The following is a 17,092-nucleotide window of genomic DNA, read 5'->3' as shown; positions in this document are numbered from 1 at the left end:
GGGGGTTGCCGTCCGTCGTCAGCGCCGGGTCATCCGGCCGCCGGCTCCCGCACCCGCTCCCGCAACCGCTTGCTCGCCTCGTCGAGGCCGCTGAGTTCGAGGCGCTTGCCGCGTTCCGCGTACTTGGCCTCGACGGCGTCGAGCGCGGCCGAGGAGGTGGCGTCCCAGACGCGCGCCTCGGAGAGGTCGAGGACGACATGGTCCGGGTCGCCGACGTAGTCGAACCGCGCGAGGAACTCGTCGGCGGAGGCGAAGAAGAGCTCGCCCCTGACGGTGTAGACGACGCGGCCCTCGGGAGCGGCGACCGCCTCGACGTGTGCACGCTCCGCCACGCGGCGGGCGAAGACCACAAGAGCGACGAGCGAGCCGACGACGACACCGATGGCGAGGTTCTCCGTGACCACGACGCAGACGACCGTCACCAGCATCACCACCGTCTCCCCCACGGGCATCCGGCGCAGCGTGCGCGGGGCGACGGAACGCCAGTCGAAGGTCGCGACGGAGACCATCACCATCACGGCGACGAGTGCGGCCATCGGCATCTGCGAGACCACGGGAGCGCACAGGAGACACAGCCCCAGGAGGAACACGCCTGCGAGGAAGGTGGAGAGTCTGGTCCGTGCGCCGGAGACCCGCACGTTGATCATCGTCTGACCGATCATGGCGCAGCCGCCCATGCCGCCGAAGAAGCCCGTCACGATATTGGCGATGCCCTGCCCGATGGACTCCCGGGTCTTGGAGGAGGGGGTGTCCGTGAGGTCGTCGACGAGCTTCGCCGTCATCAGCGACTCCATGAGGCCGACGAGCGCCATGCCGAGCGCGTACGGCGCCACGGTCGTCAACGTCTCCCAGGTGAAGGGGACTTCGGGAAGCGCGGGGACGGGGAGCGAGGCGGGCAGCTCGCCCTTGTCCCCCACGGTGGGGACGGCGATGCCGGCCCCCACGGTCAGCGCCGTGAGCACGACGATGGAGACGAGCGGGGCCGGGACGACGCGGGTGATACGAGGGAAGAACACCATCACGGCCAGCCCGCCGGCGAAGAGCGGATAGACGGGCCAGGGCACGTCGAGGAGCTCCGGCACCTGCGCAAGGAAGATCAGAATGGCGAGCGAGTTGACGAACCCGACCGTCACCGGCCGCGGCACGTAGCGCATCAGCTTCGCCACGCCCAGGGCGCCGAGCGCCACCTGGAAGACGCCGGCCAGGATCACCGCAGCGAAGAGGTGGCCCAGACCGTGCTCGCGGGCGAGCGGCGCGACCACGAGGGCGATGGCACCGGTCGCGGCCGAGATCATGGCGGACCGCCCGCCGACGAACGCGATCACCACGGCCATGGTGCAGGAGGCGAAGAGCCCGACGGCGGGATCGACCCCGGCGATGAGGGAGAACGAGATCGCCTCGGGGATCAGCGCCAGGGCCACGACGAGACCGGCGAGCACCTCGGTCCGCAGCACCTTCGGCGTGAGAGCGGTGAACAGGGGTGTCCCGGAGGCAGTTGATGTGTCGGTCAAGAGGGAAGAACCTGTGTTCTCTGGGCATGCCGCGCCGAGAGAGCCGACGGCATGCGGGAGCTGGCTGGGGGCGGCGGGCGGCGCTGACCGCCGGCCGCGGTGGGGCTACGGTGACCGTTCGACGGTGCGCGTCGGAGCCCCCGCGGACGACCGCGGTCGACCGGAAGTGAACTCTACCCTGACGTTAGGGTAGGGATGCGGCCCGGGGTTTCCGCCCGCCGGCAGGCGGAGAGCCGCCGAGCCGTACGGCCCGAAAGCCGAGGAGAACAGTGGGCAGCAAGCACATGCAGATCGGCGAGGTGGCATCCCGCACCGAGCTGTCGCTGCGCACGATCCGCCACTACGAGGAGACGGGGCTCGTCGTCCCGTCGGCCCGCTCCCGCGGCGGGTTCCGCCTCTACACCGAAGGCGACGTCGCGCGGCTGATGGTGATCCGCAGGATGAAGCCGCTCGGCTTCACCCTCGACGAGATGCGCGACCTCCTCGCCGCCACCGACCTGCTCGATGCGGAGGCCGAACTCACGGAGAGTGAACGCACGTCGGCGCTCGACCGCGTCGCCGGGTTCGAGGAGGCCGCCAGGGACCGCGTCGCCAGTCTTCGTCAGCAGCTCGCCAGGGCCGAAGAGTTCGCCGGGACGCTCAGCGCCCGGCTCGGGCACGAAGCCCGGCGGTCGGCCGACACCCCCCGCTCCGCAGGAGGTTGAAAAGACAGCCGGCTGTCGGCCCCGTCCGCTAGCGTCCCGCACATGACAGAAGCACAGAAGACGACGGCGCACGGCCCGCGGCTGCGGATCTGGAAGGCCGCTCCCGCGCTCTACAAGGGCATGTCCGCCTTCCAGCAGGCGACGGCCGAAGGTCTGGAGCACAGTCTGGCCGAGCTGGTGAAGATCCGCGCCTCACAGCTCAACAAGTGCGCCTTCTGCCTGGACATGCACTTCGCCGACGCACGCAAGGCGGGCGAGTCGCAGCTTCGGCTCGATCTCATCGGCGCCTGGGAGGAGGCGGGCGACCTCTTCAGCGAGCGGGAGCAGGCCGCGCTCGCCCTCACCGAGTCGGTGACGCTCCTCACCGAGGGCTTCGTCCCCGACCCCGTCTGGGAGCGGGCCGCCGCCCACTTCGACGAGGCCGAACTCGCCCAGCTCCTCGGGCAGATCGTCGTGATCAACTCGTGGAACAGGTTCATGGTGGCGACGCGTGCGGTGCCGAGGAGCCTGGAGCAGTAGGGCACCTCCGCCGAACAGGCGTACGCCCGGCGGGAGTTCCGGCCGGGCGTACGCCTGTGGTCGCGGCGGACGGGAGCGGCGCTCTCCCGTCCGCCGCCGCTCAGCTCGCCGTGCGGCGAGCGAGACGGGTGCGGAGATCACGCGTCCTCGGGAATCCACTTCTCCCAGGTCGACTTGTTCTCCTTGATCCACTTCTCGGCCGCCTTCTCGGGCTTCATCTTGTCGCCCGCGATCATCTGCGCGACCTCGTTCTGGTCCTCCGTCGACCACTTGAAGTTCTTGAGGAACTCGGCAGCGGGACCGCCGTTCTTCGAGAAGTCCTTGTTGAGGAACTTCTCAAGCTGGTTGGTCTCGTAGCCGCACTTCGCCTTCTCCTCGGGGACCTCGCATCCCGGGGTGTACTTCGGCAGCTTGACCTCGACCATCTCGATGTCGTTGTTCATCCACTGCGGCTCCCACCAGTAGGCGAGGAACGGCTTCTTCGCCTTGTAGAGCCGCTGCATCTCCTTGAGCTGCGCCGCCTCGGTGCCCGAGGGGATGTGCTTGAACTTGAGGCCGAAGTTCTTGATGAGGCCCTTGTCGTGCTGCGAGTACGAGGGCGCGGCGCCCATGAAGTGGCCGAGCTCGCCGCTCTCGGAGGTCTTGAAGTCCTTGTAGTACTTGTTGAGGTTCTTGTAGTCGGTGACGTCCGGGTGCTTGTCCGCGTAGTACTTCGGGACGAACCAGCCGATGTGACCGACGACGCCGAGGTCACCGCCGGAGACGACGGTCTTCTTGTCCTCGACGTACTTCTTCTGCTTCTTCGGGACGCCGTGCCAGTCCTCGAGGATGGCGTCGGCCTTGCCGCTGTCGAGCGCGTCGAAGGCGACGGGCTCGTCCATCTGCTGGACGTCGACCTTCACGTCCATCTCGTCGGCCATCAGCTTGGAGACGACGGCGGCGTTGGCCGAGGCGCCGACCCACGACGGCTCGGCGAGGACGACCTTGTCGGTGCCGCTGGACTGCGTCTCAGCCGCACCGCACCCGGCGGTGAGGGCCAGCGCGCCGAGCACGCCGACGCCGGCTATGGCGGTATTGCGAATGCGCTTGCTGTTCATGAGAGTTCTGTCTTCTCTTCTCGGGGTGGAGCGCCGGCCCCGCGGCCTGCGCTCTGCGTGGAGGGCGCGGAGGGGGGTCCGCGCCGCTGGGGATTGCGGTCTGGGTACGGCCGGTTCAGGAACCCTTACGGCTCCGCACGGCCGGTTGCGAGATGCGGTCGAGCATGATGCCGAGGCAGACGATGGCGATGCCGGACGGCAGCCCCTGCGCGAGGTTGCCCTTGGAGAGGCCCTGCACCACGTCGTAGCCGAGCGCACCGCCACCGATCAGGCCGGCGATGACGACCATCGACAGCACCAGCACGACGCCCTGGTTGACGCCGACGAGCAGCGCCTTGCGCGCGAGCGGCAACTGCACCTGGAAGAGCTGCTGTTTGCCCGTCGCACCCAGGGACTTCGACGCTTCCATCGCGGCCGGGTCGACCCCGCGCAGCGCTTGGGTGGTGATGCGGATGACGGCGGGCGCCGCGTAGATCACCGCCGCGATGATGCCGGCCGTCCTGCCCAGGCCGACGAGCGCGATCACGGGGATGAGGTACACGAACTGCGGCATCGTCTGCATGGTGTCGAGCACCGGCCGCAGCATCCTCTCCGCCCGCTCCACGCGAGCCGAGACGATGCCGATGATCAGCCCCACGATCACCGTGAGCACCAGTGCGCCGAGCACCTGCGACAGCGTGTCCATCGAGCGGTCCCACAGGCCCATCGCACCGATGAGAGCGAGTCCGACGCAGCCGGCGAGCGCAGCGCGCCAGGTGCCGACGAACCAGCCGACCACCGCCACGAGCAGCAGCAGCGCCCACCACGGCGTCGCGAGCAGTCCGCTCCGCAGCGGGTTGAGGATGAATTCGGTGAAGCCCTCGGCCCACGTGACCGTGCCGCCGACGACGGGGATGCCCGAACCGAGGTGGTCGGTGAACCAGTTGACGGCATCGTTGACCGGCTGTCCCCAGGAAACGGTCCAGCTCTCGGGCCACTCGCTCTCCCACACGGCCGAGCCGACGGCTGCGAAGACGGCGAGCAGCACCACGATCCCGCCCCACACCGCGGCCCGCACCTTGGCCATGCCTGCGGGCTCGGTCGCGGTCTGCGAGGCGTCGAGGCGCTCACCGGCCGCGGAGGTCGTCCGGTCGAGGAGCACGGCGACGAGGACGACGGCGACGCCCGCGGTGAGCGCGGTGCCGATGTCCAACTTGCCGAGCGCCTGGTAGATCTCGTCACCGAGACCACCGCCGCCGATCAACGAGGCGAGGACGACCATGGACAGGCACATCATGATCGTCTGATTGAGTCCGAGCATCATCTGCTTGCGCGCCAGCGGCAGTTTGGCCGTGTACAACCGCTGCCAGGGGCTGGCGCCGAGCGAACGCGCCGCCTCCAAGGCCACCGGGTCCGCGCCCCGCAGCCCGAGCGAGGTAAGCCGGGCCATCGGCGGAGCCGCGTAGATCACGGTGGCGATCAGCGCGGAGGGGATGCCGACACCGAAGATCAGCAGCAGCGGCAGCAGATAAGCGAACGCCGGCATCACCTGCATCGTGTCGAAGACCGGCCGCAGCAGCTTCTCGAAGCGGTCCGAGAGCCCCGACGCGAGTCCGAGCAGGAGCCCCAGCAGCGCCGCGATGATCACCGCCACGACCATCAGCGCGAGCGTCTCCATCGTGGGCGCCCACATCTCGAGGATGCCGCAGACGGCGAAGACGGCGAGCGCCGTGACTCCGGTCCGCACGGCACGCCGTGAGCGGTCGGCACCGCCGGCCGCCCAGGCGATGAGCGTGCCGATGACGGTCACACCGACCCAGCCGAGCGAGTCGAAGAGGCTGACGATCGCGTCGACGCCGCTCTCGGCCGCGTTGCTGATGTGCAGCAGGAAGTAGAGGAAGAGCCAGTGCGAGTCGCGGTTGTCGACGAGCCAATTGTCGAGGTCCTCAAGCGGCGTGCGGATGTCCGCAGTCCAGCCGCCGGGCCAGGCGCCGTCACCCGTGACGACGGCGCTCACCAGGACGACGAGCGCCGCGAAGCCGATCACCAGCCACTTGGGGTTGGCGGCGAGCCGTGCGGCGAGTCCGTCCTGCGCGGTGTCGGCCGAGCGACGGTCCGGATCGGGCGCGGGCCCCTGCGCGCCGCCCGCGGGTTCCTTGTCGAGCGTCGGGGTCGTGGCGGTGCTCATACCGCCGCCACCTTCCCCTCGTCGGCGGCGGCTCCCGTGGCGTCGTCTTCGCCGAGCCGGGCGACGACGGAGAGCAGCCGGTCGTGGTCGATGACGCCGAGGAGCTTGCCGTCCTTCATGACGCGCGCCGGCTTCCCGCTCCGCGCGACGGCCTCGATCGCGTCGGAGACGAGGGTGTCGGGCGTGAGCGCGACACCGTCTTCGGCCTCGCCCGCGTCGGCGGGGCGCATCGCGCGGCGGACGGAGATGACCTGCTCGCGCGGGACGTCCCGGACGAAGTCGCGGACGTAGTCGTCCGCCGGGTTGGCGACGATCTCCTCGGGGCTGCCGAGCTGGACGATCTCGCCGTCGCGCATCAGCGCGATGCGGTCGCCGAGCCGCAGGGCCTCGGAGAGGTCGTGGGTGATGAAGACCATGGTGCGGCCTTCTTCGTTGTGGAGGCGGACGACCTCCTCCTGCATGTCCCGGCGGATCAGCGGGTCGAGGGCGCTGAACGGCTCGTCGAAGAGGAGCACCTCGGGGTCGACGGCGAGTGCGCGGGCGAGCCCGACGCGCTGCTGCTGGCCGCCGGAGAGCTGGGCGGGCCTGCGGTGCCCGAGCCCCTCCAGGCCGACCTTGTCGACCATCTCGCCTGCGCGCTCACGGCGTTCGGCCTTGCCCACGCCCTGGATCTCCAGGCCGTACGCGACGTTGTCGAGGACCGTGCGGTGGGGCAGCAGGCCGAAATTCTGGAAGACCATCGAGGCCCGGTGCCTGCGCAGCGTGCGCAGGCTCTCGGTGTCCATGCCGCGTACGTCGTCGCCGTCGAACTCCAGCGTGCCGGCGGTGGGTTCGATGAGGCGGGTCAGGCAGCGGACGAGCGTCGACTTGCCGGAGCCGGAGAGCCCCATGACGACGAAGACCTCGCCCTTGTTGACGTCGAAGGAGACGTCGCGGACCGCCGCGGTGCAGCCGGTCGACTCACGGACCTCGGCGGCGGAAAGTCCCTTGAGGGCGGAGTTCTCGGGGACGTTCTCCGCTTTGGGGCCGAAGACCTTCCACAGGTTGCGGACGGAGATGACCGGCGTATGTTCGGCGCTCTCGGACATCAGGCAACACCTCCCGGTATCGGGGCTGAGTGGGGACGGATGAGATCGACCGCCTTCTCCCCGACCATCAGGACCCCGATCATCGGGTTGACGGTGGGCATCGTCGGGAAGACGGAGGCGTCCGCTATGCGGATTCCCTCCAGCCCCCGGACGCGCAACTCGGGGTCGACGACGGCGAGTTCGTCGTCGACCGCGCCCATACGGCAGGTGCCGGCGGGGTGGTAGACGGTGTGCGCGACCTTCCGCGCGTACTCGCTGAGCTCCTCGTCGGTGGTGACCTCGGGGCCGGGTGCCACCTCGCGCTTCAGCCACTTGGCGAAGGGCTCGGAGGCGGCGACCCTGCGGGCGATCCTGATGCCGTCGACGAGGGTGCGGCCGTCGTAGTCGTCGCCGTTCTCGTCGTACGCGAAGTACCTGAAGTCGAGAGCGGGCTTCACCTCGGGGTCCGCCGAGGTGAGGTAGAGCCGGCCGCGCGCACGGGACTTGGGGATGTTGGGTGTCATCGAGACGCCGTGCTCGGGACGTTGGTAACCGAGCCGCTCCGGGTTGTCCGTGAACGGGATCTGGTAGAAGTGGAACATCAGGTCGGGACCGGGGGATTCGGGGTCCCGGCGGACGAAGAGCCCGGCGTCCGAGTCCATCGCCGAGTTGCCGGGGAGGGGGCCCTCGGTCTCCCAGACGATCACCGACTCGGGGTGGTCGATGAGGTTCTCACCGACGCCCGGAAGGTCCTGCACCACCGGAATCCCCAGCGCCGTCAGGTCCTTCGCCGGGCCGATCCCCGAGTGCATCAGCAGCCGCGGGGTGTCGACGGCGCCGGCGCAGACGAGCACCTCGCGGGCGGCGGTGAGGAGCTGCTCGGTGCCGTCCTTCGACCGGACGTGCACGCCCGTCGCCCGCTTCCCTTCGAGCTCCAGCCGGAACGCCCAGGTCTCCAGGAAGAGATGGAGGTTGGGGCGGTCGCCCGCGTCCATGTGCGGGTGGAGGTAGGCGACGGAGGCGCTGGAGCGCTTGTTGGTCTCCGGGTGGTAGGAGAGGTCGAAGAAGCCGACGCCCTCGGTGAACGGCTCCTTGTTGAAGCCGTCGATCTCCGGGACGCCGAGCGCCTCCTTGGAGGCGGCGATCCAGTCCTTCGCGATGGCGTTCCGGTCCGCGTCGCCCACCGGGACGACGTTGTTGCGGAGCTTCCCGAAGTACGGGTCCATCGCGGCGGCGTTCCAGCCGGCAGCGCCGTTCGCCTCCCACTCGTCCCAGTCGGCGGGGAGCGGCTTGAAGGCGATCAGCGTGTTGTGGGAGGAGCAGCCGCCGAGCACCTTGGCGCGGCTGTGCCTGATGTGGCTGTTGCCGCGCGGCTGTTCGGTGGTCGGGTAGTCGTAGTCGAGCTCGCCGCCGAGCAGACCGAGCCAGCGGCGCAGGGTCAGCACCTCGGGCCGGTCGCGGTCGTCGGGTCCGCCCTCGATCAATGCGACGGTGACGTCCGGGTCCTCGGTGAGCCGTGAGGCGATCACCGAGCCCGCCGTACCGCCACCGACGATCACGTAGTCATAGGTGGACATGGGGTGTTGCTCCTTGAGGGATGCTCGCGCGGTCTTTCTCTCGGGGTGTGCGCGAGACGTGGGGTACTGCTGAGTACTGCTGGTGCTGCCGGGTACCGCTGAATGCCGGTCACGTCGACGAGCCGCCGGCCTCGAAGTTCAGCCGGCGAACCAACGCACGGGGGACGGGCGCAGGTTCTCGTAGACGTGCTTGGTCTCGCGGTACTCGTCGAGACCGGACGGGCCGAGCTCGCGGCCGACTCCGGACTTGCCGAATCCGCCCCACTCCGCCTGCGGCAGGTACGGGTGGAAGTCGTTGATCCAGATCGTGCCGTGGCGCAGCCGTGCCGCGACGCGGCGCGCCCTCGCGGTGTCGCCGGAGAAGACCGCGCCGGCGAGGCCGTACTCGGTGTCGTTGGCCAGGCTTACAGCTTCGTCCTCGGTGGTGAAGCCTTCGACCGTCACGATTGGGCCAAAGGTTTCCTCGCGAACGACCTTCATTTCGCGGTGACAGCCGTCGAGGACCGTCGGCGAGTAGAAGTACCCGCTCTCCGGCCGCACTTCCGACGGCTCGGGCCGCGCACCGCCGGCGCGGACCACGGCGCCCTCGGCGCGCGCGCTCGCCACGTACGCCTCGGTCTTCTCCAACTGCTGCTGCGAGACGAGCGGCCCGCACTCGACGCCGTCCTCCGTGCCCCGGCCGAGCCGGATCTGCCCTGCGCGACGCGCGAGTTCGGCGACGAACCGCTCCCGTACCGGCTCCTCGACGATCAGCCGCGCGCCGGCCGAGCAGACCTGCCCGCTGTGGATGAAGGCCGCGTTGAGCGCCTGGTCGACGGCGGTGTCGAAGCCCTCCTCCGTCGCGCACGCGTCGGCGAAGACGACGTTCGGGTTCTTGCCGCCCAGCTCCAGCGCGACCTTCTTCACCGAAGCGGCCGCCGCCTGCGCCACCTTGGTGCCGCTGACGAGCCCGCCCGTGAAGGAGACCAGGTCGACGTCCGGGTGCTCGCTCAGACGGGCGCCCACCGTCGCGCCTGCGCCGGTGACGATGTTGGCGACGCCGGCCGGGACCCCCGCCTCGTGGGCGAGCTTCACCAGGTGCACCGTGCTCATCGGGGTGAGCTCACTGGGCTTGATGACGAAGGTGTCGCCGGCGGCGAGCGCCGGCGCGACCTTCCAACTCGCCTGGAGCAGCGGGTAGTTCCACGGCGTGATCATCGCGCAGACGCCGACCGGCTCGTGCACCACGATGCTGTGCACGTCCGGGTCGCCCGCGTCGACGACCCGGCCGCCCGACTCGTTCATCACCAGGTCGGCGAAGTAGCGGAAGGCGCTGGTGACGTCGTCGACGTCGACCCGGCCCTCCTCCAGCGTCTTGCCGGTGTCGCAGGACTCCAACTCCGCGATCTCCTCCCTGTCGCGCTGGAGGAGATCAGCGATCCGGCGGAGCACGGCGGCGCGTTCGGCGGTCGCGGTGCGGGGCCACGGCCCCTCGTCGAACGCCTGGCGTGCAGCGGCCACCGCGGCGTCGGTGTCCTCCGCATCGCCCTCGGCGACGACGGCGAGGGTCCAGGCGTCTGCGGGGTCCAGAATCGCCCGCGTCCCCCCTGCCGCGGCGGCTCGCCACCGACCACCAACGGAAATCGTCTCTCTTACGGACACCTTGGGTACTGCCTTCCAATTACCGAAATGTTCCTTGCCATACACCTGGGCGCATGGCCAAATACGAGCCCTGCCCGGTTCCTTGAATGTCATGTCTGTAAGCCAGCGATAAGTGGTCTTCCTCACTGGCCGGCGTGCGGGGGCTGGTATGCCCACGTACGGTTTGTTGGGACATTCCTCGGCAAAGAGCACATCAGCGCGGAAACGGTGCAGGTCACGCTCGTGATCCGGCCCTTTGGAACGCCGCACCAGACAGCTCTCTCCACTCCGTTTCCGCAGGTCAGCGCAGCACGGGAGACACCGGACCGCGAACCGGTGCACCTCCCCCGTGATCCGCGGCAACCCACCCACACGCCACGGCGCCGCACCGCTGCCGGAACCGAGGCACCCGCGGCCTCCAGACCACAGGGACGCCCATGCAGAAGCACTACGGAAAGCCGCTCGCGTACATCTGCACCGCCGCGGTCGCCGGCGGCCTCCTCCTCCCGACGACCGCGACCGCGGCCCCGGGCGCCGACAGCCGCGGCGAACTCGACGGCCTCTCCGGGCGCGAGGTCGCCGGCAGGGCCCTGAAGGAGCTCGGCGACGTCGACTCCCTCCACATGCGCCTCGACGCCAGCGAGGTCAAGGCCGACCTCGCCCTGGACGGCACGGGGAACTGCGCGGGCCACGTCAGACTGGCGGCACAGGGCGCGGTGGACGTCGTCAAGCGGGGCGGCACCGTGTGGCTCAAGCCGGACGCGAAGTTCTGGAAGCAGCAGATCGGCGGCGAGAAGGGCGCCGAGGCGGCCGAGGCGTTCAAGGACCGCTACATCAAGGGCGGCGCGAGCGACGCCATGCTCGGCGGCCTCAGCACCGCCTGCGACCTCGACGCGCTCCGCGCCACCGCGGGCACCAACGAGTCGGGCCGCGACGCGGCCGGCTGGAAGCGCGGCAGGGGCGCCGACCACGACGGCAAGGACACCGTCACGGTTGCGCGCAGCAAGGGCGGGGCCAAGGTCACCATGCTCGTCTCCGCCGAGGGCACCCCCTACCCCGTCCGGCTGCTCCGCGAGGCGGGCGGGAGCGCGCCCGGCGCCTCGGACCAGGAGGATCTCCGGTTCGACGCGTTCGACCGTCCGGTCCCGAAGAAGACGCCGGGCAAGCGGGAGACCGTCACCGTCGACGAGGTACGCGACCAGCTCAACGCACCGCCGGCCACGGAGGTTTGACGGCCGAGCGCCGCCCCGCGGCCACGGGTCCTCGCCCGGCGGGCGCGTGACGTACGGCGCCGCGTCGCGTGTCTGCGCGCGCTCGGCTCCGGTTCCGAGAAAGATGCTGCCCGGCCGCCGAGCGGCCGCCCGATCCCGGAATCGGCCTGGGGAGCTGGGAGACGTGACGTACGCAAGGGCCCTTGCCGTGACGCTGGCTGCCGCGCTCACGCTCACCGCCTGCGCCCGGCAGCCGGACGCCCACGACGAGTCCCCCGGCGGCGACCCGCCCCGGTCCCGCGAGCGGGCGGCGGGGATGCCGGCCTTCTCCGAGAAGCTCGCGCCCATGGCGAAGGGCTTCTACGACATGGCCTGGACCGCCGACGGCTACCCGGGCCGCAACAACCACGACGGCACGGTATACGAACACCCCATCTACCCCACCTACGTGCTCCACGACTACCTGGAGCAGTACGCGAAGCACCCGTCGCCGAAGCTGAAGGCCGCGGTCCGCACCGTCGCGCACGCCACCGTCCGGCGCCTGAAACCGTTCCACGGCGCGCTCGTCGCCTGGTACGCGCCGAAGCCGGGGACCCGCCACACCGAGCGCCGCTACTCCGCGCTCACCCAGTCCTACTACGCCCACCGACTCAGGAACGCCGCGGACCTCCTGCACGACCGGTCCCTCCGCACCGCCGCACGGCGCGCCTTCCATGCGTTGACCGTGCCGGCCGACAAGGGCGGCGTCCGCTACCGCGACCGGCACGGCACCTCGATCGCGGAGCTCCCCCAGCGCCCCAACGGCTATGTGCTCAACGGCTGGCAGAGCGCGCTCGTCTCGGCGTGGAAGTACGGGGAGGCGTCGGGAGACCGCCGTGCGAAGCGGCTGGTCCGCGCCTCGGCGCGGACGATGGCCAGGATGCTGCCGCTGTACGACGCACCGGAGGTCGCCAACTCCCGCTACGGGCTGACGGGTTACACCTACGTGCGCACCGTCGGCGCCGACCTGCGCGACGCGCGCGTGTCCGTCCCGGGCGAGGGCAGCCAGGGCCTCGTGCGGGGCAAGGGCACGGAGCTGTGGACCAACCACCGGGTGGGCCCGCGCCAGGTGAACCTCGTCCTCTCCAGGGCCTCCCTCCCCGAGCCGAACGTGCTCCGCCTCGACGTCTCGGGGCCGGCCCGCGTCCAGGTGCAGGTCGGGGAGTACGACCCGCTGGTCTCGCAGCCGCCGAGGGCGCGGTGGGTGACCGTCGGCAAGGTCGACAAGGGCCGTCCGCGGGTGGAGGTGGGCCGCGACGTCCTCGACAAGCTCGCCTACCCCACCAACTTCGTGAAGAAGATCGACGGCAGGCAGACCAACGTCTACCACGCCATCCACATCCGCAACCTGCGCGAACTCGGCCGCATCACGGGCGACGAGCGCTTCGCGAAGTGGGCCGACCGCTGGTCGCGCGCGACGTGCCGGTGGAAGGAGATGCCCGTCTACGAGGGCATGTACGTCCGCAGCAACGAGCCGGGAGCCCGGAGCGTCGCCGTCTCCGACCTCTGCACGCGCACCCAGGGCGGCACCGGCTGGCAGAAGTTCGTCGGAGAGTGAGCGCCGACTGCCCTACCAGGCAAGAGTTCCCGCCGACCGGCGGACCGGTGCGAAGAGCCCCCGCGTGACACATCCGCACAGCAGCCAGCACGGGTAATATCCGTACCACGCTGGGTAATTGGGCCCTGCGGCGTCCTGCTCGGGCTCCGGCCCCGCGACGCCGCCGTCTCGCCTCCCGCCCCAGGGGAACCGCACAGCCCCTGCCGGCCCGAGGCATCAGCACGGGGAGGTAACTATGGCGGGCACCTTTGGCGCGCACGCCGACCGGCGGGCGCCATGACCACGCCCTCCACCTCGCCGGCGCCCGCCTCCGATGGCGAACAGGACGCCGGCTGGTGGCGGTTCGCGCTCCTCGCGGTGCTGCTGGTGGCGACCGCCGGCCTGATCGTCCTCGGCGGGACCAGCAGCGAGGCGTTCATCGGAGCCGCGCTCTCCGCGGCAGGCGCCGTCTACCAGGCGCAGCGGGCGCCGGAGCGCCGGCAGGTGCTCGCGCTCCTCGGCGCCGTCGCGCTGGCGGTCGCCGTCGGCCTCGCCGTCCTCGTCTACCGGCAGCACAGCCCGGAGCAGGTCTTCGCGGAGACGACGCTCAACGGCGAACACCGCGTCGTCGCCGAGCGGTACGAACCGATACGGGTACGGGTCGACGCCGACGCGTCCGGCGGCCAACTCCGCCTCGTGCTCGACGCGCAGGACGTCGACACCAGCTCCGCCTCGTGCGTCGCGGTCGGAACCCTGAGGTTCACCGGGAGCGACCTCGCCGCGGAAGAGACGACCGCGGCGTTGGCGGGGCCGGGACCCACGACCGTCACGCTCGACCTCGCCACCTCCTCGCACGTGCGCCTGGAGGCCCAACTTGACGGAATCGACAGTGCTTGCAGGGTCTCACTGGAGGTGAAGGGGGCTCAGTTCCAGTGAACGCCCTGGCCCACAACCGAACACCGGGGAGAACACAATGATCCGCTCACGGTACGGCGCGGCCGCCGCCGCTCTCGTCCTCGCTTCGGCGGTTCTCGCGGGGTGCACGAGCAGCCCCGACGACAGCAAGGAGAGCCCGCGTCCCGACTCGTCCTCGGCGCCCACGCTCTTCGACGGGAAGATCATCGGCGTCGGCGTCAAGAAGGGCCAGCCCGGCTTCAGCCAGAAGCCCAACGACGGCTACCGCTTCAAGGGGTTCGAGCAGAGCCTCCTCGCCGACCTCGAATCCCGACTCCACTTCCGCACGCGCGCGTTCGACATCTCCTCGGCGGAGCGCGAGTCGCTCCTCGAGGACGAGGTCGTGAAGCTCGTGGTGGCGACGTACTCGATCAACCCCGAGCGCGAGAAGCACGTCGACTTCACGGCGCCCTACCTCCAGACACCGCAGGGCGTGCTCGTACGCGACGGCGACACCTCGGTCGAGCACCAACGGGACCTGGCGTCGAAGAACATCTGCACCGCGGAGGGCTCGGTCGCCGACCCGGAGAGCGTCACCTCCCCGCGGGCCAAGAAGGAGATCAGAGACCGCGTGGGCGCGGCGAGCATAGACACGGAGCAGGACTACAAGACCTGCGTCCGGCATCTCCACGAGGAGAAGTACGACGCGGTGGTGACAGACAAGATCATCCTTGCGGGGTTCGAGGAGCACGCCCGGCGCACGGCGGCGCCCGACGAGCAGGTCAAGGTCGTCGAGGGGATAGAACTCCGCGGCCCCAAGCAGCTCTACGGCATCGCCCTGCCCAAGGGCCACGAGGCGGACTGCCGGAAGATCAACAAGGCCCTGAGGAAGCTGCTCTACTCGGGCGCCGGCTGGGACGCGATGTTCAAGACCGCCTTCGACAAGCTCGGCCGCAGCGGCGCGGCGTTCGAGTACAAGCCGGACCGGGCGGAGTTCCCCAAGCGCGAGGCCGACTCGTGCGGGGGGCGGACGAGCTAGCCCTCGGCCCGTGCGCTGCGGCGACGCACGTCTCACGGAGCGTGGCAACCGCCCGACCGTCAATCCCGATCCCGATCCAAGGGGGTCGCCCACGTCCATGCCCACTCGGTCCGTCGCCATTCGTCAACACGGCGGTGACGAGAGGGCGTTGCCGTCCCACCGAGTAGCCGGCCATTCCCCCGGGCTCGCTGAATCACTCCTCCCCCACACCGCCCGCGGGTACTATCGTGCCCACGGTGGGTAACCGCCGGCGCCGGGCGCCGGCGATGGCCACGGCCGGGCGCACGGGGCAAATCCCCGTCTCCGGCGCCGAGTTGCCGGGCCGCCACCGCGGTGCGGCAGCGCAGCAGCATGCCGTACACACGGGGAGGTGCCTGGATGCCCAGCACCTGGCGGACCGGAGGACCCCTGCGGTCCGCGGACGGACGGCGGGACGGGCCCGCGGGGGACGACACCTCGGCGGACGAGCCCGGAGGCAGCGGGCTCCTGCGCTGGTTCTGGCCCGGCGTCTTCGTCCTCGCCACCGTGATCATCGGCGTGATGGTGGGACGTGAGGGCTTCGGCGTCGTCTCCGGCGCCCTGTCGGCCGGTGTCCTCGCCCTCGCGGGGGCGGCGTGGCGGCAGGACCAACTCCCGCGCAGACAGCAGTTGCTCACCCTCGGCATCGCCCTGCCCGCCGCCGTCCTCGCCGCGTTCACGGCCCACCTGGCGGAGTCGTCGCAGCAGGTCGACGTCTTCGCGCACACCACGCTGGACGGTGCGCGGACCGCCGTACTCGCTCCGAACGCACCGGCCCCCTTGAAGGTCGGGAGCCGGCCGACCAAAGACCACCTGGAAGTTCAGGTGTACGCCACGGACACCAGGACCGACATCGCCTCCTGCGTCGACGTCGGCGAACTGGAATTCAGCGGCCCGGGTCTGAAGCAGCGCACCAACACCGTCGACCTGAATCCGGACGGCGTCACCAGGATCGTCCTCGGCCTTGCGCCTTCCTCCGAGGTCAGCCTCGACGTACGCCTCGTCAAGGTCGACGCCGCTTGCGGTGTCGAACTGCAACTGGCGGGCGCCCGCTTCGTATGACGGCCCGCCCGACGAACCGCGCGAACAAGGGAGCTTGCATGCCACGACGAGGCACCCGCTACGGCGCCGGACTCGGTGCCCTTTTCCTCTCTTCGGCGCTGCTGGCCGGATGTACCGGCAGCAGCGGGACGGACGAGAAGCCCGAGCAGCCGAAGGCGCCGAAAGAGCTCTTCGAGGGCAAGCGGGTCGGGGTGGGCGTGAAGAAGGGGCAACCCGGTCTCAGCGAGAAGCCCAAGGGCGGCTACCGCTTCCACGGCTTCGAGGAGAACCTCCTCGCCTTCCTGAGGAAAGAACTGAAGCTGCGCACCTGGTCGTTCGACATCCCCTCGAACATGCGGGAGGACCTTTTGCGGAACGAGGTCGTCAAGATGGTCGTCGCCTCGTACTCGATCAACCCCGATCGGGCGAGCGACGTCATCTTCACAGCGCCCTACCTGGAGACTCCGCAAGGCGTGCTGGCACGCGACGACGACACTCTCGACAAGTTCGACAAAGCCAAGGGCATGCGCCTCTGCACCAGCGAGGGCTCGGTCAACGACCCCGCCGAGATCGAACCCGGTGACAAAGAGGCGGACTTGACGGTGAAGATCGATGCCAAGCTCGTCTCGACGGAGAAGGACTACAAAACCTGCGTGCGGAAAATGCAGGACACGAAGATGTACGACGGCGTCGTCAGCGACATGCTCATTCTGCGGGGGTTCGAGCACCAGCTCAAGGCGGGGCCGCCCGACCGGCACCTTAAGGTGGCCGAGTTCACGATCCCCAATTCAACTCAGTTGTACGGCATCGGCCTTCCGAAGAACTACCGGAGCGAGTGCCGCCGGATCAACGGCGCCCTGGACGAACTGCTCTTCGGCGAAGGGAAGTGGGAAAGCTTCTTCGAGCACGCTTTCCCCGATGTCGCGAAGCACGATTCAAGCCCTGAGCTCACCTACCGCCCCAATCAGGACGACTTCGAGAAGCGACGGAAGACCTCGTGCCGCATCGGCAAGTGAGGAACACCCGCCGGGGCCGGTGCGATCCGCCGCAC

General features: G+C 69.9%; 14 protein-coding genes. 8 read left to right on the top strand and 6 right to left on the bottom strand.

Annotation, left to right across the window (positions count from 1 at the left end; all coding sequences use genetic code 11):
• Positions 1-29: 29 nt before the first annotated feature.
• Positions 30-1,511: a SulP family inorganic anion transporter gene (locus tag F603_RS0125210; protein ID WP_245600895.1), complete on the bottom strand. Its 1,482-nt coding sequence runs from the start codon at positions 1,509-1,511 to the stop codon at positions 30-32.
• A 269-nt stretch (positions 1,512-1,780) separates the two neighbouring features.
• Here F603_RS0125210 and F603_RS0125205 point away from each other — a divergent pair, with 269 nt between their 5' ends.
• Both F603_RS0125205 and F603_RS0125200 read left to right on the top strand, forming a co-directional pair.
• A complete protein-coding gene (locus tag F603_RS0125205; protein WP_019548720.1) occupies positions 1,781-2,215 on the top strand; it encodes a MerR family transcriptional regulator in 435 nt (144 codons plus the stop codon).
• 42 nt (positions 2,216-2,257) lie between these two features.
• A complete protein-coding gene (locus F603_RS0125200; RefSeq protein ID WP_019548719.1) occupies positions 2,258-2,734 on the top strand; it encodes a carboxymuconolactone decarboxylase family protein in 477 nt (158 codons plus the stop codon).
• 137 nt (positions 2,735-2,871) lie between these two features.
• Here the strand turns inward: F603_RS0125200 and F603_RS0125195 are convergent, their stop codons facing one another.
• The 5 genes from F603_RS0125195 to F603_RS0125175 all read right to left on the bottom strand — a co-directional run bounded on the left by F603_RS0125195 (position 2,872) and on the right by F603_RS0125175 (position 10,283).
• On the bottom strand, positions 2,872-3,831 hold the full coding sequence (locus F603_RS0125195; RefSeq protein WP_019548718.1) for a glycine betaine ABC transporter substrate-binding protein: 960 nt from the start codon (positions 3,829-3,831) through the stop codon (positions 2,872-2,874).
• 115 nt (positions 3,832-3,946) lie between these two features.
• Positions 3,947-5,998, bottom strand: a complete 2,052-nt coding sequence (locus F603_RS0125190; protein ID WP_019548717.1) for an ABC transporter permease — start codon at positions 5,996-5,998, stop codon at positions 3,947-3,949.
• Positions 5,995-7,086, bottom strand: coding sequence for a quaternary amine ABC transporter ATP-binding protein (locus tag F603_RS0125185; protein WP_019548716.1), 1,092 nt, complete (start codon positions 7,084-7,086; stop codon positions 5,995-5,997). Before F603_RS0125185 ends, F603_RS0125190 begins: the two co-directional genes overlap by 4 nt.
• Positions 7,086-8,642: a GMC family oxidoreductase gene (locus F603_RS0125180; RefSeq protein WP_019548715.1), complete on the bottom strand. Its 1,557-nt coding sequence runs from the start codon at positions 8,640-8,642 to the stop codon at positions 7,086-7,088. The genes F603_RS0125185 and F603_RS0125180 overlap by 1 nt, the downstream gene beginning before the upstream one ends.
• 138 nt (positions 8,643-8,780) lie before the next feature.
• Positions 8,781-10,283 carry an aldehyde dehydrogenase family protein gene (locus F603_RS0125175; protein WP_026328697.1) on the bottom strand — a complete coding sequence of 501 codons (1,503 nt, stop codon included), beginning with the start codon at positions 10,281-10,283 and terminating at the stop codon, positions 8,781-8,783.
• Between the two features lie 416 nt (positions 10,284-10,699).
• On the opposite strand from F603_RS0125175, the gene F603_RS0125170 reads away from it, so the two are divergent.
• From F603_RS0125170 to F603_RS0125145, 6 genes are all read left to right on the top strand, one after another.
• Entirely contained in the window at positions 10,700-11,494 is a 795-nt protein-coding gene (locus F603_RS0125170; protein ID WP_019548713.1) for a hypothetical protein, read from the top strand.
• A gap of 163 nt (positions 11,495-11,657) precedes the next feature.
• A complete protein-coding gene (locus tag F603_RS0125165; protein ID WP_037956914.1) occupies positions 11,658-13,070 on the top strand; it encodes a D-glucuronyl C5-epimerase family protein in 1,413 nt (470 codons plus the stop codon).
• Between the two features lie 276 nt (positions 13,071-13,346).
• Complete coding sequence (locus F603_RS0125160) at positions 13,347-13,985, top strand: hypothetical protein (RefSeq protein WP_019548711.1); 639 nt, start codon at positions 13,347-13,349, stop codon at positions 13,983-13,985.
• 37 nt (positions 13,986-14,022) lie between these two features.
• A complete protein-coding gene (locus F603_RS0125155; protein WP_019548710.1) occupies positions 14,023-14,982 on the top strand; it encodes a transporter substrate-binding domain-containing protein in 960 nt (319 codons plus the stop codon).
• Between the two features lie 378 nt (positions 14,983-15,360).
• The gene (locus F603_RS0125150; protein WP_019548709.1) at positions 15,361-16,062 is read left to right on the top strand and encodes a hypothetical protein; all 702 of its coding nucleotides are present in this window, start codon (positions 15,361-15,363) and stop codon (positions 16,060-16,062) included.
• Between the two features lie 38 nt (positions 16,063-16,100).
• A complete protein-coding gene (locus F603_RS0125145; RefSeq protein ID WP_019548708.1) occupies positions 16,101-17,057 on the top strand; it encodes a transporter substrate-binding domain-containing protein in 957 nt (318 codons plus the stop codon).
• Positions 17,058-17,092: the final 35 nt, after the last annotated feature.

The organism is Streptomyces sulphureus DSM 40104 (genome assembly GCF_000381025.1).
Taxonomy (GTDB): Bacteria; Actinomycetota; Actinomycetes; order Streptomycetales; family Streptomycetaceae; genus Streptomyces; species Streptomyces sulphureus.
This window is presented reverse-complemented; position numbering and strand designations above follow the sequence as displayed.